The organism is Pseudomonas sputi (assembly GCF_021603585.1).
GTDB lineage: Bacteria > Pseudomonadota > Gammaproteobacteria > Pseudomonadales > Pseudomonadaceae > Aquipseudomonas > Aquipseudomonas sputi.
In genome coordinates, this window is record NZ_BQHI01000018.1 from 49,861 (window position 1) to 71,140 (window position 21,280).

General features: G+C 58.7%; 14 protein-coding genes and 1 pseudogene. 7 read left to right on the forward strand and 8 right to left on the reverse strand.

Annotated elements, in window-relative coordinates; genetic code table 11:
- The first annotated feature begins 572 nt into the window (after positions 1–572).
- Positions 573–935: a DUF6124 family protein gene (locus tag L6D81_RS21330; protein ID WP_236181822.1), complete on the forward strand. Its 363-nt coding sequence runs from the start codon at positions 573–575 to the stop codon at positions 933–935.
- A 186-nt stretch (positions 936–1,121) separates the two neighbouring features.
- Here the strand turns inward: L6D81_RS21330 and L6D81_RS21335 are convergent, their stop codons facing one another.
- The 7 genes and pseudogenes from L6D81_RS21335 to L6D81_RS21365 form a co-directional block, all read right to left on the reverse strand.
- Positions 1,122–5,717 carry an NACHT domain-containing protein gene (locus tag L6D81_RS21335; RefSeq protein WP_236181823.1) on the reverse strand — a complete coding sequence of 1,532 codons (4,596 nt, stop codon included), beginning with the start codon at positions 5,715–5,717 and terminating at the stop codon, positions 1,122–1,124.
- Positions 5,718–5,999: 282 nt separating this feature from the next.
- Complete coding sequence (gene dsr1, locus L6D81_RS21340) at positions 6,000–9,773, reverse strand: anti-phage defense-associated sirtuin Dsr1 (protein ID WP_236181824.1); 3,774 nt, start codon at positions 9,771–9,773, stop codon at positions 6,000–6,002.
- A gap of 376 nt (positions 9,774–10,149) precedes the next feature.
- Positions 10,150–11,329, reverse strand: a pseudogene (solA, locus tag L6D81_RS21345) (N-methyl-L-tryptophan oxidase).
- Between the two features lie 143 nt (positions 11,330–11,472).
- A complete protein-coding gene (locus L6D81_RS21350) occupies positions 11,473–11,844 on the reverse strand; it encodes a colicin E3-like toxin immunity protein (RefSeq protein WP_373874325.1) in 372 nt (123 codons plus the stop codon).
- Entirely contained in the window at positions 11,789–12,040 is a 252-nt protein-coding gene (locus tag L6D81_RS21355; protein ID WP_197870734.1) for a pyocin S6 family toxin immunity protein, read from the reverse strand. The genes L6D81_RS21350 and L6D81_RS21355 overlap by 56 nt, the downstream gene beginning before the upstream one ends.
- Positions 12,041–12,050: 10 nt before the next feature.
- Positions 12,051–13,244: an S-type pyocin domain-containing protein gene (locus L6D81_RS21360; protein WP_236181825.1), complete on the reverse strand. Its 1,194-nt coding sequence runs from the start codon at positions 13,242–13,244 to the stop codon at positions 12,051–12,053.
- A 91-nt stretch (positions 13,245–13,335) separates the two neighbouring features.
- Entirely contained in the window at positions 13,336–14,259 is a 924-nt protein-coding gene (locus L6D81_RS21365; RefSeq protein ID WP_236181826.1) for a LysR family transcriptional regulator, read from the reverse strand.
- 104 nt (positions 14,260–14,363) lie between these two features.
- Here L6D81_RS21365 and L6D81_RS21370 point away from each other — a divergent pair, with 104 nt between their 5' ends.
- The 6 genes from L6D81_RS21370 (at position 14,364) to L6D81_RS21395 (ending at position 20,365) form a co-directional block, all read left to right on the forward strand.
- Positions 14,364–16,331 (forward strand): alkyl/aryl-sulfatase, encoded by a 1,968-nt coding sequence (locus L6D81_RS21370; protein ID WP_236181827.1) that lies wholly within the window; start codon positions 14,364–14,366, stop codon positions 16,329–16,331.
- Positions 16,332–16,464: 133 nt separating this feature from the next.
- Positions 16,465–17,514: an NAD(P)-dependent alcohol dehydrogenase gene (locus tag L6D81_RS21375; protein ID WP_236181828.1), complete on the forward strand. Its 1,050-nt coding sequence runs from the start codon at positions 16,465–16,467 to the stop codon at positions 17,512–17,514.
- A 117-nt stretch (positions 17,515–17,631) separates the two neighbouring features.
- On the forward strand, positions 17,632–18,018 hold the full coding sequence (locus L6D81_RS21380) for a hypothetical protein (protein WP_236181829.1): 387 nt from the start codon (positions 17,632–17,634) through the stop codon (positions 18,016–18,018).
- A 95-nt stretch (positions 18,019–18,113) separates the two neighbouring features.
- The gene (locus L6D81_RS21385) at positions 18,114–18,629 is read left to right on the forward strand and encodes a GNAT family N-acetyltransferase (RefSeq protein ID WP_064382008.1); all 516 of its coding nucleotides are present in this window, start codon (positions 18,114–18,116) and stop codon (positions 18,627–18,629) included.
- 37 nt (positions 18,630–18,666) lie between these two features.
- Complete coding sequence (locus L6D81_RS21390; protein WP_236181830.1) at positions 18,667–19,707, forward strand: GSCFA domain-containing protein; 1,041 nt, start codon at positions 18,667–18,669, stop codon at positions 19,705–19,707.
- The gene (locus L6D81_RS21395) at positions 19,676–20,365 is read left to right on the forward strand and encodes a hypothetical protein (RefSeq protein WP_236181831.1); all 690 of its coding nucleotides are present in this window, start codon (positions 19,676–19,678) and stop codon (positions 20,363–20,365) included. The genes L6D81_RS21390 and L6D81_RS21395 overlap by 32 nt, the downstream gene beginning before the upstream one ends.
- A 44-nt stretch (positions 20,366–20,409) precedes the next feature.
- Here the strand turns inward: L6D81_RS21395 and L6D81_RS21400 are convergent, their stop codons facing one another.
- Entirely contained in the window at positions 20,410–21,279 is an 870-nt protein-coding gene (locus tag L6D81_RS21400) for a TauD/TfdA dioxygenase family protein (RefSeq protein ID WP_236181832.1), read from the reverse strand.
- Between the last annotated feature and the right edge of the window lies 1 nt (position 21,280).

Here is a 21,280-nt window from a genome sequence, read left to right on the forward strand (position 1 = left end):
ATTTGGGCGTACTGACGACATGTCAGGCGATCATCATTTCGCCCTCTTGCCCTGCTCCAGAGCGGCGCACCTCAAGCGCTGCAGCGTTACAAATCGGTCGGACGACGACGCAGGGCGATGAAATGATGCGTCACCTTACGTGCCCGGCGTTGATCGCAAATAGCCTGGGAGCGGCATGGGGGCGTCTGATTTCGACATGGCGAGGGCAGCGCGTTTAAGCGTTTTTCGAATGATGTTTAGAAACGCCCGGCATTACTTCCCCACGGCTACAGCGTCTTGCGTCATTGCCTACGACTGCGCCAGAATCCGCCGGCTTGTGCGTCTGGGGTGCGGGTTTTATCGTTTCCGGGTCACTGAAAAACAGTGATCGGGTTTGGTAGCCCGCAGCGCTGACGCATCGCGTCACCTCATGCAGTTGCATTCATGCGACTGGATTTATGGTGGCCATGCTCAGGGCTTCTTCGGAAGCGCCGGTTCCAGTGCTCCGGTCTACCAACCTGCGTATGGTCGCCACCCCTCGTTTGGTAGCGAGAGTGGATGACTCCCATTTAATAAGTGCTGGAGATTCATCTATGTTCAAGCCAACACCGAACCCACCGGAAACCGATCCGGTTTCTCCCTACAAATTCCCCGATTCCCGAACCCTGAACGAAGCGGCAGAACGTGCGCTCGATCACTACCTCACCCCGCAGCAACGGATCATGGGCAGCCATCACAAACACGACCCCATGTACATGGCCAACCCGGCGTACAACACTGAATCCCTCTTGGCCAATGCCAGCGAATCATTGGGATCGGCCAGTGAAATGCTCAATAACTTCGCTGCCACGTTGGAGCCTGGCCATCGCAAGACTGCGATCGGGATTGCGCAGTTGGTGATGTTGAGTGAGTTGGCGGTGAATCAGGCGCTGGATCATGTTGAGGTGAAGACCTGATAGATAAACCCCTGTAGTGATTAACTATTAGGGCCGAAGCTGCCACGGTAAACGGCAGCTTTCGGCCAGAAGCAGACATAGTGGTGAGATTTCCCGGGGCAGCCTTGCGCTCTTATTTCGGCCATTTACGAAGCCGATACCTAACGACGAAAGCGGCCACGCTTTCGCCTCTGCCTTCGCACTTCATTATTCGAAACTCAACATTACAGATGAGGGAGCTTTTTCACCGAAGAGCTTCTCTTGGCGCTTTTTCTGGACCTTAATTGCCCTATTGCTGATCTCCCGACTTATCGTCGGCATAAACGCCGTGAAGATGGCTGTTGGTGCTATCGAGGCTTCGGACCATATGTCAAAACGGCCATCGACGATCTTCATAAACAGAATGGACGCGCTCCAGAAATCCTCCTGCCGTTGGGCATTTAGCATCTTTGCATACCAAGTCTTTGCCCAAAGGTTCCTTGCATACGAATCTCTCGCAGTTGAGTGGGCATTGCCAATGAAGCCCTCGGTGCCGTCGAAGCGGGACAGAACCGCCTCAGCGTGGACGCTATCGTCGCAGAAGCCTGCAATCATGAGCGCAAGTGCTGTCTCGTACGGCCGGTCCGTGGCAAGCAGTTCATCAATGTAGGTCTGTAGAATTGCCACCTTTCCGCAGAGATGGGCCGCGATGACCTCGCGCGCGATGTCGCTGTCGCTTTGCGGAGTTCGTAGGCGCTTTTTGCATATGTCCACCATCGCCGGGCTGGCAGAGTTGCTCCATAGGACAATGGTCTCTACAGGAATTTTTGCAGCGCCGGTGACACGACGTATGGTTGGGTCCAATGCCAAAATGCGGGTAATGAACTCAGGTACTAGCGGATTGCCGCTGGCGCCAAGTGCGACCGCTACCTGTAGGGCGACGTGGTGAAGATGACGGAGCTTTCGATCGGAGGTTGCGACCAACATCTGGAGCCAACGCTGATCGCGATCAGCATCCTGTCCGATGATCGATTTGATGCCGTCGAACGTGAGGTCGGAGAGTATTAGGTCTGCTTCAACAGCCGTGAGCTCACCGGCAAAGTGTTCATAGGCGTTGTTCATGCGGCGTTGGCGCTCGTCGAACTGTTCTTCCGTTTCCGAAAGCCGATTCATCTGGGATGTAAAGTCATTTTCCGACGGAGCCCGTTCCGTTAACGAAACCAGGGGAGGCGCGAGGTCGGACACTGTCGGCGCCCCAGTCTCAATCTCCGGCAACTCCACATCACCCTCATAATCCAATGCCTTTACAAGCGCGGCTTCGATGCGAGCGGCGATGGCATCATCCTGTTCGGCATGCAGCGTTTCGGCGGCGAACCCGTAGTGGGACACGTTCATTCGATCAAGCGCGGACTCCGTCTCTATCAGACCCGCTTCCAACGCTTTCAATATCGCGGTGGACCCGTGCCACTCCTCGAAACTGTTGTCGCGCTTGTTCGGTTTTTCTGCGCTCCATCCACTATCTATGACTTCCTGTAGTAATGAAGTGTCGCCGCTTGATGCGGCGAGGGCGAGCGCTTCATGCCGGAGTTTTTTGAGTGGAGATCGGATGAAGCCTTTTACAATACCGGCAGCCTGCGGTGTGAGCGGCGATCCAGAATAGTGGATAGAGGCAAGAACTGCTGTCTGCGCATGCTCATTTCCACTCTGCAGAACACCCTCGAGCACCCGTTCCACTTTTTCGGGTGTGGCACTGCGCACGCATGAGAGCAGCTCCAGCAGGAGGGTCTCGCCCTGCATTTTTGCGATCGCGTCGAGCTGCTCGTCGGCGGTGAAGTGCGGCAATGCGATGATTGCGGAAAACTGTGCCGTAAGAAATTCGTCCCGTTCGTCTTGCCCGTCTTTATGCGACGCGGTGCTAGCTACACTGGCCGAAAGGAAGCGTTGGGCAAGGTCTTTTGTGAGGGCCGCACTATGCCGCAAAAGCATCAATACGCCCTGAAGCCGTGCGTGCCCGCTACGGCCGAGCACTTCGCTCGCGAGTGCACGGTGCGTATGTATCGCATCATCAGGTACGAAGCGTGCGACACAGGCCCGAGCACCACGGAAGTAATGGTCCTCTTGGGCCATTCCCCGGCTCATGGCAATTTTTTCTGGGTCAATCTGTCGATAGTTTTTGGCTGTCGCTATAACGTTCTCTGGTTCAACGGTATTGGGATTGCAAGGATCAACAGCGCTGTATTTTTCCTTTATAGACCAGCCTTCAAAGCGTTCTTGGTCGCGTGTGAGTTCCCCGCGGATACGGGCCCCCTCTTTGGCGTCGCCGACATCCCCGGTGCCGTATAGGATGCCAACGCGTGTCCACGTCCCCACGCTGGACGTGTGTTCCGCCGGCAGCGCTTCCAATCCCTTCAGGATTGCTAATCGAGTCTCCTGCCAATCGACGCGATTGTAGTGAAGAACCTGCTCGAATTCCGCGTAGGGCACCGACGTTGATAAATTGAGTGCGGCAGAAAACCGCCAACGGACAAGATAAGTTGCAATCTCTTCTAGCGGCATACCAGCCAGAAGATAGAGAGCGAAGCGACTTATGCCATCGAACCTAGGGTGCGGAGCGATTACGAGGTTGCTAGTGATGAAGGATCGCTCGACTTCAGTGAGGGCAGCCTGACGTTCTTGAATTTTAGCCAAGACTCTATTGCGCTCTTCGTCAGCCTGAGTGACAGATCCATGGCCCGACGTCCGGTGCATCCCTCGTTCTGGTACAAGCGAATAGAAGGACAGCCACCGCTTCGTAGATTGCAAAATGTGCTGCCAAATTCCCGGCTCGTCGCGCCGGTTGAGTAGCGCGTAAAGCAGCCACTCTTTGCTGGCGATGTACTCTTGAGACAGGTATACATTTTCAGCGGCTTGCAGGAAAGCGAGTGGAGCCGATTTTGCTAGCACGGCGAAGGCGTCGGCCTGGCTGTTCGGAAGATTTTGCAGTGATACGAAATTTTCGATCAGCGCGGAGCGTATCTCAGGGCTCGTTTCATCCTCAAGGCAAGCGATCTGCGTTGCGAGCAAGATAACCTTGGCCGTTTCATCAAGTGCACTGATCGGTTCCAGTATTGTCGCTAGCTTTTCTCGCGGGTCGCGTTTGTTGCGCAACTCGCGTTCGAGTTGGCCGACGAGGTAGAGCGCGAGTGCCAAGTTGAGACCATCGAGTTTTATCTCATACTGTGACGCGCTTCCTTTCACCGAGGAGAAGAACCGGCTCGATGCAACAGCTTCGAGTTGGGCTTCTTGGACGGCATCGAACAGCCTAAGGTCATCCGTATTCTGCGCATTCGCTCGAGCCAATACCTTAGCTGCGAGGTCTTTCAAAAGGTCAGCGAATGCGGGCGCCGAAACTGTAGCCGCCCCATGCTGCTCCATTCTGCGCATATGCTCAAAGAGCAGTCGCCCGACGCTTAGCTCATCCAAAAGCTCGATGGCCTTGGCTTCTATCAGCTCAATAGCGATACCAAGAAGTCGAGGATTCCGAACGGATTCGAGAACCTCAATCCTGGTGTTGGAGAAGTCGATGCCGCGACTGCCCAATATCTGTTTCACGTCATTTATGGACCACTCGGCCAGCGTGATCGTCCTTACTGCACAAAATAGCGTTTTTTTGAGATGCGCCCAGTGCTGCGTACGGGTGGTGACCACCAGGCAGCCGCCCAGCTCCTTCAAGCGTAGCGCGGCGCGATCGAGCCAGCGCCCCCAGTTCGATTTGAGCGGTTGGTTGAGCCCGTCCGCTATGAGAGTTACGCGGACGGAGCTTGCTGGAATGTTCGTGCGCCAATCTTTGAAGCGGCGCCGCCAGCGCGCGATCACTTGCGGCGTAACATTTCCATCTGTCTGATAGATCAGTTTGCGAATTAGAAAGTCATCGAAGTCTTCTGCATCATCTCCGGTCAAATCGTCGGCAGGACACAGGACGAGAAGTGATTTGGGATTGGACAGATTCCAGCTCTGGACAGCCAGCCAGGATTTTCCGACTCCCTCTTCGCCGACAATTGCGTAGATTTCGCTTTCTGGAGCTCCGGAGAATGCCTTTGTAAGAAGCGCACGCTCAGGTCGGTCGAGTGCCGAAGGGCCGGACGGATCAAATGGAGAGAGTGGTTGGCCGAGTTCGGCGCGCGCCTGCACTTTGTCTGTGAACAACCGGCCCAGCCATTCTTGGTTGAGCGTCTTGGCGTGGCCCAACCCAACGTCTGTGGCGAGTGATTTTCTGAGCGCACTCAGCCTTGAGGGATAATCACCGTGTTTTTCAAAGTGATCGATTGCTTTGATAGCGGGTGCGATAAGGCCCGATCCAAGCTTTCCGGTGAGTCCTTGTTCGATAATTGCTTTGGATTTTGAACCTGCCGCAACAGTGGCGACGAGCAGCGCCCCTAGATCGTTATTTGACCAGTCCAATACCGTGAAGCCGAAGCCGTTCTTGGCCGAAAACTTACGCCCGTCTTCGACTGTTTGGGATGCCACCTCGCATGTTGCTCCGAGTATCCAAAGATCCACCAAGCCGGTGTCGTCGTTCGCAACGTCGAAAAGCTTTGTCGAAATATCGTTCTTCGAAAGGCCTTCTTTGTAGCGTTTGCCCTCGAAATATGTAGCCCCGCCATCGAACGCCGAATCGCCGTCTCGTCCTCGCTGCGTACCTGACTTTGCAAGACGGAAAGATTGTCCTGTGATTTCACCTAGTACGACTCCGAGTAACCCTTCAAATCCTTCTGGGCCTGAAGGGTCGAGGGCTAAAAGGGCGTCCTGTAGAGCCTTCGCGTGCATTTTATCTGCTGTGTTCATGCTGGAATGACAGTTCCACAAGTATTGCAGCCAATGGGAGTTAGGGAGGCGTAGCTTTGTCAGGGGTGAACGTTTTACTTCACCTCTTGGCTAGGTTCGGAAGAGTGAAGGTGTCGGTTGCAGAACGACAACTTTCCGGACCTCCCGTTTTTAAAAGCAACGAATGTCTCCAACTGGTCGATTTCTACCTGTCGCCATCGCCAGCTTTGGGTCGATTGTAGTTGGTCGCGAAAGGCAGGAACCAGCCAAAAGCAGCCTTTCACAAACGACCGCTACTGGTTGTCATCCGCGCCCATGCATACGTAGATAATTCAGCAATTGCTCGTGGCGTGGATCCTCCTCCAGCGCTGGCGCAGTGGTACGGATAGCTTCTAGGCAGTTGGAAAGATCGGTGGGTGGCCACTGGGTTTGTTCACCAATCACGAGGCTCAAAAAATCCAAGGCGTGCTCAGGGAAAATCCTGCAAAGGTCCGCTTTATGAAGCATACGCACTGCGGGGTCTGGATGACCCAATGGCTGGAGCCACGCACGAAGTATCTCCATAGCCTCAGGGAATGCTCCGCCCGCCGCAACACACAATCGGGACAGGGTTTCGGCAATCACCGGTGTCATAACGTCCTGGCCTTTTGGCCAGAGATTATTGATAAAGGGCGCCACCCGGTTCGCCCAGTATTCCGTACGTTGATCGCCCGCTCCTTCCAGAGCATTAACCAACGCATTTGCGGCGTACCTCAATCCTTCTGGAGGGAGCGCGCGGACGGCGCCAGCGAGCTCGAAGGACGTGAAGGTATCGCCCGGATCCAGTGCGGCATAGGTCAAAAGTGAAGCGTATTGCACGCGATGTTTGCCCAACGCTTCAAAGTGATGAGCGGAATCCAGAAACGAGCGTTTCAACACCTCCATCAGAGGGCGGTATAGACGGGGTGACCATAAAAATCCCTCCCAAGCCGCGCGAGCTTCATGCTCGGAGAGCTGCCATTCAAAGTGAGACAGCAAGTGTTCCGAGGCCCAGTCAGGATCAACCCGGAACAATGCAATAACATGGGCCGCGAGCAAGACTCGCCCGTTCCGATATTTTTCAATACTGCCATCGCAGAGTTCGGTAAACGTGGGCTTAAGTTCGACAGGCAAGCCTTTACCGTCCTCCAGTGACTGCCGGTACCACCATTGGAGTAGCGCCTCAGTGACGTGTCCCACGGGATGATTGATGGCGCGTCCAACGGGGTCGTCCGTCTCACTACCGTCGCGGCTGTGCAGTTCCAAGACGCGATGCGCGAGCGTGAAAAACTCCTCCTCGTGCCCAACGAAGGTTTTAGCGATGGTTCTCAGCCAGGAGCTCACTCCCTGAATTAAAGGCTCCATGGCCTCATCCGGCGCCCCAGCCAATACGGGTGCCATATAACGCCAAGCGCGTGAGACGTGCTTGCCCTCAGACCATGCCTGCAGCGCCTCGCGCCAGCGGCTTGCCGGCCAAAAATCCTCTTGCGCCAGGCCCCATAGAGCGCAGGCCGTAGTTGCAAAGTTGTCGCGGCAACGCTCCCTCCAGTCATCCTGCTGGAAGTAATCGGCGTTTGGATGCTGCTTTAACCATTGGATCAGTTCACCGCGTCGGCGAGGTGTGGCAGTGAATTTTCGCCAATCATCGTCGCTTCCGCTCCAGTATGGAAACTCATCGCTTTGATCTTGTGGCAAAGCCCACTCCGGGTACTGCCGGCTGAGTGCATCCAGTCGTCCCTGTGCAACCGTATTCAGCGTGGCCCCGGCGCCGGCGACCTTAGCCAGCCGTTGCCATACCTCCCTATCCACAACACGTGCCAGCCGCTCGGGATCGGCGCCGACATCGAACATTGTGGGAGACGGGCCGGCAAGAATGGCTTGTTCGAGCGCCTGGACCATCTCAGGATCGCCCTTCTCCGCTAGGTCAACGAGCAAGCGGGTGGATTCACGCTCAGTCTCCAACGACCAAAGCCACCAATGATCATCCGCTAACAGCCAGTCAAGAGCGCGACGACTGCCTATGACATCCCCTTTCGTTGCAGCAAAAAATGCCAGGCGCTTGAAAAGAGGATATGGGATGGTCCACCAGAGCTCCGCCTCGAGGGCTGCGCGCTCAGGAGAAACCGCAGCCGTGGCCAGCCACGCATCCCGCGTCAGCTCAATGAGCGCTGTCCAGTCGTTGTAGTCGTTGTTCTGTGGATGCACATCGATAGATGGCTGCTGCGTGTACGAGTTGTCACGCCGATCATCAGCGCCCCCCAACTCCCGCGTCAGGTCGAGCGCGTCTCGCAACAAACCCGTGAAGTCAGTTAGCAGACTAGGAAGTGCTACATTCCAGCGTTCGTTACCGGAAAGATCCTTCAGGTTGGAATGGACGTCATCCGCCGTGAGGACGATCTCCCATTCAACCAAATCCTTCAGTCGTTGTTGCTCTTGACCATCCTCGGCGGAGGAGCCGTACGGCGCACGGATCGAAACACGTGGCGACAGTAACTCCCTGAACTCCAGACGCAGGGACGACGTTAGGCCATCACGATTGAATCGGTTTCGCCAACGGTAAAAATCGAGTGCCTGCGGCCCCACTTTGACGCGTCCGCCGAGCAGCAGCCTCCATAGCGTACGCATCAGAGGCCCGGGTACGGCATTGGGGGCACCGGCTCGTATCTGAGCCAACTCATCAGATTTACCGTCAAGCTCAAGTGCGACCAGCCGTTCTAAGGTGTGCTCAATACACGAGGCAAAATTGACGTGTAAACGGCCGCCCCAACTGATCAGCCAAAGTAACAACGCGGGATCATCCAGGTGGCGAGTCAGCCACCGAGCCAAATGCCCCATCACCGCATCCCACTGACTGCTGACGCCGTCGCTTTCTACAACGCACATGACGGGGGCCAGCGGGTAAGGCAAGGGCCTACGCATCAAGCTGAAGGCAAGCTTTTTATCCAAGCGAGTATTTGGAGGGACACCATACCGGGCAAGGTCGATATGGCCGAAGCGAGCCTCACTCAACGGCGTTAGCCAATCAAGCGTAGGCACCGGCTCCAGATCGGCGAAGCGCTTGGCTGGAAGACCGTGTCGGTCACTCAACGCCCAAAGCAAACGGCTAACGAAATCGTCCTCCTTGGTGCTTGCCAGCGGGCGAGCAATCGCGCTTTCAACGACGATGCGTTCCTTGCCGCGCACACCGTCGCGGTAGGTTGCCGACCATGCCTGCAGCGTCTTGTGAAGGTACGTATGACGGCGGTGTTCCTTGTAGAGAATCGGTGTGACGTTCTTGGCCTCCCACTCGTTGGCGCGATCCTCTTCCTCGCCTCGAGAGTAACTGCCGAACGCGAACATTTCCGGAGACGATTCCCCCAGCAGGCGGTCGGCGGCAAGAGCGTCCATCATGTAGCGCAAAACTGGGTCGGCGATGCTATATCCAACAAAACAGACGGTGTAATTGCGGAACATCTCACTGACGAATCCCGCAGCCCATCGCTCAGTGAGGTACGCCAGGCCGAAATCACCGCTGGAAATCACCAAGTGATCCAGTTCACTTGCTGTGGGCGCTTCGCTCAGTAGGCCATGAAGATACACCAAACCGTTCCAACGATTTTTTGGCACTGGTAACAGGGGGGCTTGGAAGACGTGGACCGGAAATGACGCCGCCGGCTTCGCCTCTTCAAACAAACGGTCGAAGTTGGTAGTGATCAACCGAGTGCGCCCATCACGAGTCCTGCCCAGGTTCAACAAGGCCTTGTGGGTTGCGGTTGCCTTGGGCGAGCTCAGGTCTGGCGTGAGAATGCTCGCCATAGTTCGCCGAACTCTCTCACGCCCTACAACAGCCTCCAGCAGTCCTACGGCAGTGTCGTATTGCTTGGACTTGATTGCCAGCTTTTGAACCCCGCTCGCATTGGGCTCAAGGCGCCGATACAGCTCCTCCACAAGGCCGCGGAACCCTGGCAGGCGTGCAGGGTAGGAGATCCCTGCCCCGCAGAAAAACACCACGCGCCCCTCCTCGTGTGCCTGCAGCAAACGCTCGGGAATGTAGGGGCCATTTTGGACGAATTGCGGCATTCAGCGAACCTCGTAAATCATCCGCACCCGACCAACTGGCAGCCGCTGGCTGCGGGGCTCAGTGATGGGGGGGTGCGTAACCATAAGAGAGACACCATCGCCGGGCGGGTGGTCGAGGGTGTTTTGGTTGGCCGTCAATGCCACGGGAGCTGCCCCTGCATCGGGCTGTACGATCTGTCCATCTCGCATAGGCGCTCCCTAGTATTTTTGGACAACATAAACGACTAATGCAGCAGTCTGGCACAACGGCCGGCGGCACGCGCAGTCGACATAGGCTGTTACGGTCCGAGCACATCTGTTCCGTGGTTACTACTTCGCGGAAGACTCTTTCGTGAGAGCCCATCGGCCATCGACGTCTGTTATTGGCCGAAAGCAGTCACCCACAAGCGCTGTCACCCCTCCCAAACCGCCCCACCGAAAACAACGAAAGATCCAGTTCACTCCCCCCCCCGCAAACACCACTGCGCAAACGCCTCCCCCAGCGCCGCCGAGTGTTTGAACCCATGCCCGGAGCATGCCGACACCACCAACGTGTGCTGCAACCGTGGATGCTCATCAATGATGAAATGCCGATCCGGCGTGACGGTGTAGGCGCAGACCGCTGACTTCGCCACCCGATCCGTCAGCCCGGCAATGCGCCCCTGCACCTGCTGCTCGTACATCTGGCGTTCTTCCTCGGCCGAGATTGTGCGATCCAGCGTCTCGGGCGTGGATGTGCTGTGATACTGCGCCGTCGCCACCTTCAAACTGCCCTCCCCCGGCAAGGCGGGAAAGCCATAGAAATCGTCGTCCGGGCCGTGAGTGAAGATGAACGTGGGTGAGTGGCCGACCAGTTGCGCGTCGGGCTCGGTTTCGAACCAGAACAGTTTTTGTCGATAGACGCTGAGTAGCCCGTCGAACGGCGCGCCGAGCAAGCCGCCCGCCCAGTTGCCGGCGGTGACCACCAGTTTGTTCGCCCGCACGGTGCGCTGGTCGGTGGTGACGGTGACGCCCTTTTCGTCCGAGCGGATGTGGGTCACGGTCTCGCCCTTGTAGAGCGTGGCGCCGTGTTGTTCGGCCAGTCTGAGCTGCACGTCGATGCAGCGTTCGGGCCGTACAAAACCGCCTTCGGGCTCGAAGTAGCCAATGGCGTCGTCGCGCACCTGGGCAAACTGCGGAAAGCGCTGGCGGATCTGGGCAGCGTCGAGGACTTCGTGTTCGATGCCGTAGGTCTGTGCCAGGGCGATGGTGCGCAGGGTGAAGTCGGTTTCGTCGGCGGGATCGAAGTCGGGGCGGGAGGTCAGCACCAGTAGGCCGGTCTGTTCGAACAGGGACTCGCCTGACAGCGCTTCCAGTTCGCGCCAGATGCGGTGGGAGTTGCGCACGATGGGCACGTATTGCGCGCCCTCGCCCACGGACAGCCGGGTGATGCGGGTGTCGCCATGGCTGGAGCCGAATGTGTGCGGCGGATGGTGGCGGTCGATGCCGACCACGTTGACCCCGGCCTTCGCCAGTTGATACACCGTGGCCGCGCCCATGGCGCCGAGCCCGATGACCAGTGCTTCGCATCGTTCCATGATTGATTTCCGCTCAGGCAAAAGAGCCACAGTGAAGCGGATCAGGCGATGGAAAACAATCCGCTGAAAGCCGCGCTCTGGCAAAAATGCGGGAAGCGAGCTGATGGGCGTCCCACTTACTGTCAATCAGCCGTCTGTCGGTGCTAGCTGTAGTCAAACGAAATTTGATAGTCGTTTGTACTCAGAGCGATCTGATGTTGAAAGTACGGCTGAATGGTCGCGACCCACTTCTCGACGACGTTGAAGCTGCCATTATTGATGTTGCCCTCCACTGGAATGCCTAAGGCATTCAATACTGACTCATCATCCCCCAGATCTTTTGACGTCTCCTCGCCCTGGAATTCCAGGGTTGCTGTGTCGTACCACTCCAGTCTCAGCTCCAGTCCCATCTTTTTCTCACAAATATCTTTTTTGACGAAAAAAGGGACGGTGGCCCCGTCCCCTTTGCTCTCCGCAGTATCAGTACTTCGCACAGGTGCCCATGAAATACTCCAGACCGCTCGGGAAGCTGACATTCAGCAGGGCTCCCAGTGCCGCTACCTGATCCTCGCGCAGTAACAACTCACCTGGTTCCAGTTCACTCAGGGGCTTGGATTCAATGAGTTGCGCAACTTTTTCATTCATTTCGCTACCGTCGATATCCAACTCGAATTGCAGCGTGTCGTCTTGGACGTCATCGGGATAAAAGCCGGTTATTGAAAGGAAGAGCATGGTTTCATCCTTAATTCTTGGTGGTTCTTCTATCAGGCTCTGCTGGCCCGGTTTGCTCACCCGTCAGGTGATTGAACTCACCCAGATGTGTGGTTCCTAGTTTGTCGTATTTTTCTACAGCATTACTTTTGTAGTCCCACTCATAAATTCGGCCTTTACGGTCTACCCAGCGTGCTCGCCGCTTTCCTCCACCTTGTACCGATGATTTCGACTTCACCCTGACTGCATCTGGGAATGCTGGTAGCGTCTTTGGATGACCGTAATAAGCATGGTCGGGTGGGCGGCTGAGAACAATGTACAGCGGCCGGACCCCGGACTCCGCCGGAAACACCAATATGAAATCCCGATACTCCGGCGGATAAACCGGATTCACCAGAATCCCGTCCGCCGCTTTCGTCGGCGGGTACACCCAGATATGCGGCGCCTGCGGAGCAGCCTCCAGCGCAGGGATGCCTAGGATGTCGGAACCGTTCACAGCCGGCGTCCAGACCAGCTCAACACCTTCGCCAAGACCTGCGACAAACCGGTTACCGCGTGCCGCGAACTGCACAACCTCAACCATCTCCCAATCGCGATTCTTGCCGGTGTAGAAGCCGTAACCCTTGAGGCTGCCATCGGCCTGCTGTTCAACGCGCAAGCGCACGCGGGTTCTGGCCTGTTTGAGGGCGAGCAGCTGGTCTTCGGTGTAGAGGGCGCTGTCGCCCAGGTTTGAGGGCATGAACATCGCCACCAAACCGAGCAATGGGCTGATGACGGCAGCAGAGGCCATCGCGGGCAATGCCTTGAACGCTTCACCGGCAAGGGCAAAACTGCCCAGCCCCGCAGGAATGGCCGTGCCGCTGATTTTCTTGAGCTCAACCCCACCGCTGTCATCGGCCTCACGGCCACCGAGCAAAATCAGCTCGCCGTAATCCTTCAGGCTGTCAGTCGGCACCATTCCCGCAGGATTCGCGTAATCGATGATCGCGTCCGGCAACTTGCAGGACTTGGCAAACACGCAGCCGGCGCGCACCGGCTCAGGCTTGTTCGCCGCTATCTCGCGGCTGCGCTCGAAGGCGTCCTGCCTCGCCAGCATGGCGTCGTACTTGTCTTGTCGGTCTTGCTGATCGGCCAGTCCGGTGGCCGTCATATAGCGGTAGGTAACGTGATGCCCGTCGCCTGCCGGTGGGTTGGGAACCCGGGAAATGTCCTTTTGACCAGCCACTGATTGTCCTTTCGTTCATGCATCGGCAGCCCCTCGCAAGGGGCTGCACGACGTTAATGAAGCAGGAAAATCGTGGCTGTAGGACGCGTCTCTAAAGACGTGGAGATTGTTCGACGTGAGCCGATTGCATCTCGGCAACAACCGCCTCGATCAAACACAAGGCCGTCGGCGACAGGCTTCTGCCCTGCAAACTCACCACGCCAATTTCAGAATGAAATCCCGGCCTGTCCACAACATGCAGTTCGATCAAACGCCCCACCCGAATGTCTTCGGCCACGGCGCCATGGATGACGCCGAGGATGGTGTCGGTTGAACCAGCGACAGTTTTGAGCAAGGCCACGTCGTCGCACTCCAACACGATAGGCAGCGCCTGGCGGGTGGAGATGCCGAGGGTTCGGGCGGTTTCGAGTTTCAGCACCTCCGGCAGGCGCGTCGTGGCGATGCCGTAGCCTTCCAGTTCGCCCATCGCCACTTTACGCCCGGCCAGTGGGTGCTCCGGACGTACGAAAAAGCCTGCCGAGACCTGGCCCAGCGAACGGATCAGCAGATCGGATTCCGCCGTGAAGTTGCGGATATCGGCAACGAAGAATTCGATCGCTTCAGCACGCAGCCGCGCTTCGAGAATCTGCCAGTTGTTCACTTCCACCCGCAGCGTGACCGCCGGGTGATCCAGGCGCAGTCGCGGCACCACTTGATGCATCAACATGGCCGCCGGGAACGGCCCGACGCCGAAGGCGAGGCTGCCCAGTTGGCGGTCGCTGTAGAGCGCCATGTCCCGCTCCAGCGAACGGGCATCGAACAGCAACCGCCGCGCCCGCTCGATCAGAAAGGCCCCCGCCGGCGTCGGACGGACGTCGCCGGTGTCGCGATCGAACAAGCGCTGCCCGGTTTCGCTCTCCAGCGCCTGAATGCTGCGGCTCAGGGCCGGCTGGCTGAGGTGAACACGGTCGGCTGCGCGACCGAAATGGCGTTCATCGGCCAGTGCGAGCAGGTGTGACAGTCGTTTGAGGTCCATTCGCCCGATGCTAGCGACGCATTATCCGGATGTAAACAATGCATTGGATACATCACCGCCCTGCCCCTAGGCTGGAGCGCATTCGACCTCGGAGAACAACAAGAATGAAACCGACCCTCTACACAATCATTGCCCTGTCGCTGGTATCCCTCGGCGGCTGCGACAACCAGCCCGGCGTCGCAGCCGGCGACGCCACGCCTGCCACGGCCGCGGTGATCCAGGCGTCGATCAAGGGCCTGGACCTCAGCGACAACCGGGACATGGAAGATGCCCAGCGCGGTTTCATCGCCCGGCCCACCGGCAAGATCCTCGGCGCTGACGGTAATGTCCTGATCGACTTCGATGCCTACCGCTTTGTCGAAGGCCAGGCGCCGGCCACCGTTAACCCGAGCCTGTGGCGGCACGCGATGCTCAACGCGCAGATCGGCCTGTTCAAGGTCCGCGATGGGATTTACCAGTTACGCGGTTTCGACATCGCCAACATGACGCTGATTGAGGGGCAGACCGGCTGGATCGTGGTCGACCCGCTGACCTCTAGGGAGTCCGCCGCCACGGCGCTGGCATTCGCTCGCGAGCATCTGGGCAACAAACCCGTCACCGCGATCATTTTCACCCACGATCATGCCGACCATTTCGGCGGTGTGCTGGGCATCACTTCGAGCAGCGAAGTCGCCCAGCGCAACATTCCCATCGTCGCACCCGCCGGTTTCATGGAGGAAGCCACCAGCGAAAACATCCTGGCGGGCCCGGCGATGGCGCGGCGGTCGATGTATCAGTTCGGCAAGAACCTGACGCCGGGCGCCACCGGCATCGTCGACACCGGACTGGGCAAAAACGTCGCTTACGGCAGCATGGGCATCCTGCCGCCGACGCAGATCATCGACCAGCCGATCCAGCCGCTGGTGCTCGACGGCGTCAGCTTCGTGTTCCACAACATGCCCGGCGCGGAGGCCCCGGCCGAGCTGACCTTTTCGATCCCCGCGCTCAAGGCATACGGCGGTGCGGAGCTGCTGACGCAGACCATGCACAACCTGTTGCCGATCCGTGGCGCCAAGGTCCGCGATGCGCTGCGCTGGTCCGACTACATGCAAATCGCCCTCGACGAGCTGGGCGACACCGAGGTCTATTTCGGTCAGCACAACTGGCCGATCTGGGGCAACGAGCGGATCCGCGAATTCATCACCAAGCACCGCGACGTCTACAAATACCTGCACGACCAGACCGTGCGCCTCATGAACGCCGGCTACACCCCCAACGAGATCGCCGACAAGATCCAGCTGCCGGACTCACTGGCGTCGTACTTCGGCACCCGTGGCTATTACGGCGACCTGCGCCACAACGTCAAGGCGATCTACCAGCTGTACCTGGGCGCCTACGATGGCAACCCTGCACACTTGAATCCTCTGGTGCCCAAAGAATCGGCAAAGCGCTACGTCGAACTGATGGGAGGCAACGCTAAAGTGGTCGAAGCCGCGCGCGTGGCCTATGACAAAGGTGAATATCGCTGGGTCGCCGAGCTGCTGGATCAGGCCGTGCTCAATAAGCCCGACGACACGGCCGCCAAGGAACTGCTGGCCCGCGCCTACGAACAAATGGGCTATCAGGCGGAATCGGCGACCTGGCGCAACAGCTACCTGACCGCTGCCATGGAACTGCGCAACGGCCCGCCGGCCAAGGGCGTCAAACGCTCCGACCTGATCGAACTGATGAAGCAGACGCCCACCGAACGCTTCCTCGAAGCCATGGCCGCAAGCCTCGACGGCCCGGCGGCGGATGGCAAGCACTGGACGTTCAATCTGGAGCTGACCGATACGAATGAATCGTTCGTGCTGTGGATCGAGAACGCCGTGCTGCACTACCGAAAAGGCCCGACCGCGGCGAACGCCAACGCAACGCTGAGTGTCACCAAGGACCTGTTCGTCCAACTGCTCGGCGGCACCGCCGGGCTGAAGGAAGCGCTCACCTCCGATGATCTGAAGGTCGAAGGCAGTAAAGTCGATCTCATGAGATTCCTCGGGCTGCTGGAAAAGGCGCCGGGGAATTTTGCGATTGTCGCCCAGGCGCGTGACTGAACCGGTACGTGTCGACGGTGGGTTGCACGGTTCGAAAACAGGATCAGGCAAGCAATCCACAGAAATGCACAACAGCCTGTACGAGCAATCCGGGAAAAATGGTCCCTCGACACATTCATCAAGGACCACTCCCATGCTCGTACACGCCTACGGTGCCCACGCCGGCGACCAACCCCTTGAGCCGATGCAGATCCATCGCCGCGCGCCCGCAGCCCATGATGTGCAGATCGATATCGCCTTCTGCGGCATCTGCCACTCCGACCTGCACCAGGTGCGCGCCGAATGGGCCGGGACGCAATTCCCCTGCGTACCCGGGCACGAAATAGTCGGTCGCGTTTCGGCGGTTGGCGCGCACGTTTCCGACTACAAGGTCGGTGATCTGGTGGGTGTCGGCTGCATCGTCGACAGCTGCAAACACTGCGACGACTGCGAAACCGGTCTGGAAAACTACTGTGACGGCATGATCGGCACCTACAACTTCCCGACCCCGGATGCACCGGGCTGGACCCTTGGCGGTTACTCGCAAAACATCGTGGTGCATGAGCGTTACGTGCTGCGCATCCGCCACCCCGAAGCTCAACTGGCCGCCGTCGCGCCGCTGCTGTGTGCGGGCATCACCACTTACTCGCCACTGCGTCACTGGAACGCCGCGCCGGGCAAAAAAGTCGGGGTGGTCGGCATCGGTGGCCTGGGCCACATGGGCATCAAACTGGCCCATGCAATGGGCGCGCATGTCGTGGCGTTCACCACCTCCGAGTCCAAGCGCGAAGCCGCCAAGGCACTGGGCGCCGATGAAGTCGTGGTGTCGCGCAACGTTGAAGAAATGGCCGCGCACACCAAGAGTTTCGACTTGATCCTCAACACCGTCGCCGCCCCCCACGATCTCGACGCGTTTCTGGTGCTGCTCAAGCGCGACGGCGCCCTGACGCTGGTCGGTGCCCCCGCCTCGCCGCATCCGTCACCGAACGTGTTCAACCTGATCATGAAGCGCCGGACTATCGCCGGTTCGATGATCGGCGGCATCCCGGAAACCCAGGAGATGCTGGATTTCTGTGCCGAGCACGGCATCGTTTCCGACATCGAGCTGATTCGCGCCGATCAGATCAACGCGTCCTACGAGCGGATGCTGCAGGGCGATGTGAAATATCGGTTCGTGATTGATAACGCGACGCTGGCTGGCTGAACCTCTCAGGTATTCCTTTCCAAAATCACCTCGATTGAAGTAGCCTTTTTGATGTCAAAAGGATATCAATCGTCTTCGAGGGTCCTCAGCCCCGAGTTTTTTGCGGAAAGGAATTTCATGAACAAAGCAGTTTACGTAAAAGCCCACTTTTGCCCGATCGGCGAAAACGTAGAAGTCAAAGTACCCACTGGCAGGATGAAGAAAGGGCTTTTTGGCGAAAAAGAGGAGATGGAGAAGGTCATCGAGTGGAAGCAGACAGGCTGGTCTGACTCCCAGATCGATGGCCAACGCTTGAACGAGGACATCAATGAGGCGGTGAAGCGCCTCAACGAAGAAGGATACGAAGTTCAATCCATCCTCCCGATCCTTTCCGGTGCGTACAGCTACGATTACAAATACAAAGAAATGCCCCAGGGCGGCTGGGGATACGGCTATGGATACGGTTACAGCTATACCGAAGGCGTCACGATCATCGCTAAAAAAATAAACGCCCAGGCTCAGTAAAACCATTGAAACCGCGAGCAGTGCCGCTCATTGATCTTTCCCCCCACACCAAGTAAAAAACCCTCTCCTTTTTCCATTCTTGCAAGGAGCAGCGGATGCTCGAGCTCACCACGCAACGCCTGGACCTGCGCACGATGGTCGAATCCGACTGGCCGCTGTTCCTCAGGCTGCATTCCGAGCCGCAAACCATGCAGTACGTGTTCGGTGAAATTGCCGAAGAACAGGTGCGCAAAGGCTTCGAGCATCGGCTTCCGGCCTGGGGGCCGCAGTCGGATCACTGGTTGTGTCTGGTGGTGACCGACAGGGCCAGCGGGCAGGAACTGGGCGTGACCGGATTCCGTATCCTGTCGCCGGGGCATGCCGAGGTGGGTTGCCTGTTGTTGCCCGAGCATCAGGGCAAAGGCTTCGGCACCGAGTCGCGGCAGGCGATCATCGACTATGCCGCCGCCATCGGCCTGGACTCGTTGGAGTCGACCGTGACCGACGGTAATATCGCGTCCTGCAAGGTGTTGGAGAAATGCGGTTTTGTATTCGAGCGCCGCGTGCCGCAGGCCTATCAGATTGGAGATCGGTGGTTTGACGACCTGATCTACCGCTATCAAATCAGCTGACCCCGTTTTATCAGCGACCGCCAAGGAGGCCCTCGTCGTGAATCCTTATCAATGCCTGCCACCCCGCGCTTTCTGGCGCACTGCCGTGGCTGACAAGCCCGCGCTGAACATCGATCAACTGTGGACGCCACGATTCGAAATCGGCAACAAGGACGCCATCGTCACCGCCGGCTCGTGTTTCGCCCAGCACATCGGCCGGGCGCTGGTGGAACGCGGCATGAACTGGCTGGATGCGGAACCGGCCCCGGCCGGTTTGCCCGAAGCCGACTGCAAGGCCCACAACTATGGGGTGTTCTCGTTCCGCACCGGCAACCTGTACACCCCAGCGATGCTGTGCCAGTGGCTCGAATGGGCGCTGGGCGTGAGCCTGCCACCCGACGAAACCTGGGCTCAGGACGGGCGTTTCTTCGACCCGTTCCGCCCCGCCGTGGAGCCCGACGGCTTTGCCAGCGAAGACGCGCTGTTCGCCTCGCGGGAAGCCACCCTCGACGCCATCCGCACCGCCCTGCGCCGGGCCAAAGTGTTCGTGTTCACCCTCGGCCTGACCGAAGCCTGGCAAAACCGCCAGACCGGTCTGGTGTATCCCGTGTGCCCCGGCACCGTGCGCGGTACTTTCGATCCGCAGCTGCACCACTTCTGTAATTTCGGTTTCATGGACACCTATGGCGACATGGTCAGGGCGTTGGAGCTGATGCATTCGATCAACCCGCAACTGCGTCTGCTGCTCACCGTGTCACCAGTGCCCCTGACGGCAACGGCCACGGGCGAGCATGTGCTGAGCGCCACCACCTATTCCAAATCAGTCCTGCGCGCCGTCGCCGGGCAACTGTGCGAAGACCTGCCCGACGTCGACTATTTCCCTTCTTACGAAATCATCACCGGCACACCGTTCAAGGGCGCGTTCTACCAACCCAACCAGCGGGAAGTCACGCCCGAAGGCGTGGCGTTCGTCATGCAGCAGTTCTTTGCCGGGCTCGACGCCGTTCAACCGCTGCAGGTGCCGGCCAGCATTCCCCCCACCTGCGTGCCCAGCGAGGAGCTTGTCTGTGAAGACGCCGTGCTCGATTACTACGCCTAGGTTTGTGCTGCTGGGCGACTCCCATGCCGGGGTCATCGGCAAGGCGGCGCAGGCCCGCGAGCTGCCGTTCAGCGGCGGCCCGCTGGGCACCGGCCGGGATTTCGCGGTGGATTTTTTCAGCCTGACCCGCCATGACGTGGTGTTTCGGGACGCCGAGATGGAACGCCTGTATCGCCAGGCCCTGGCGCCGTTCGACGTGCCGCAACTGGCGAAGGTCGGGGTGCCGCTGGTCAGCACCCTCGGCCTGAGCCTGCACTACCTCGCCACCGCGCCGAACTGGACCTGCTACCAGACGCCGGACGGCGAATTCGACGAAGGTTTTCTCGCAGGTCCCCTGTTCGAATCCATCGTCGACACCTTGTCCAAACCTGCGCTGGCGTTCTATGAACAGGCCCGGGCGATGAACCTCAAGGTGTTCGCCGTGCTGCCGCCGCAGCGGGTGCCGGATCTGTCCGATTCGCGGGTGTTCATGGCCGCGCAGGCGCTGCTGATCGAGCGCCTGCAAGGGCTGGGCATCGAGCTGATCGACGTGCGCGCGGCAGCGAATGATGAGCAGGGTTTTCAGCTTCCGGCGTATTGCGAAGTGGATGACCCGCTGCACGGCAATCTGGCGTTCGGCGAGTTGATCGTCGAGCAACTGCTCAAACAAGGTCTGTGAATGACCGGTGGGAACGGCACCCGCTCCCACCGGTTTTTCTCGATTCAAGCCTTGGGCTGCGTCCCGAGAATCGTCACCCGCTCGCCATACCGCGAGTGCGGGAAATAATCCCAGACCGCATGGTGCTGGGTGCAACGGTTGTCCCAGAACACCAGCGTATTTGGCGTCCAACGCACGCGACAACTCAAAACCGGCTCTCGAGCCACCCGATCGAACAGCATGTTCAACAGCACCTGGCTTTCACCGCCGGACAACTGGACGATGTGTGACGTGAACCCGGAATTGACGAACAACGACTTGCGCCCGGTTTCCGGGTGGCGAACCACCACCGGGTGTTCGGTTTTCGGCAGGTTGGCCGGCGCCTCATAACCCTTCCACGGAATCGCGCCGTCGTGGATCGCGGTCAATTCGCCGAGAAACTGCTGCATCGTCGGCGACAGCATTTCCAGCGCCAGGTGCATGTTGGCGAACAGCGTATCGCCGCCGGTGCCGATGGCCGGGGTTTCCTTGACGTACAGCATCGAGCCCATGGACGGTGCCAGATCGGCGGTGCCGTCGGTGTGCCAGGTTTCGCCGGCCACGTAGCGCGATTGCGCATTGGCGCGGATCACCACCAGCTCCGGGTCATCGCCGTCGATGTCCTCCACCGGCAGCGCTCGCAGCTCACCGAACAGCCGGCCAAACGCCTTGTGTTCGTCCACCGTCAGGTGCTGATCGCGGAACACCACCACGTGGTTCTCCAGAAAGGCCCGGCGGATTTCCGTGAGTTGTTCGTCGCTCAGCGGTTGCGAAAGATCGACGCCGCCGATCTCGGCCCCGATGATCGGCGTGATTCGCTCGACCGTGATGTGCTGATACGGCGCGCGCCGTTCGGCGGCGATGCGCTCGATTGCCTTGAGTGCCAACTGATCCATG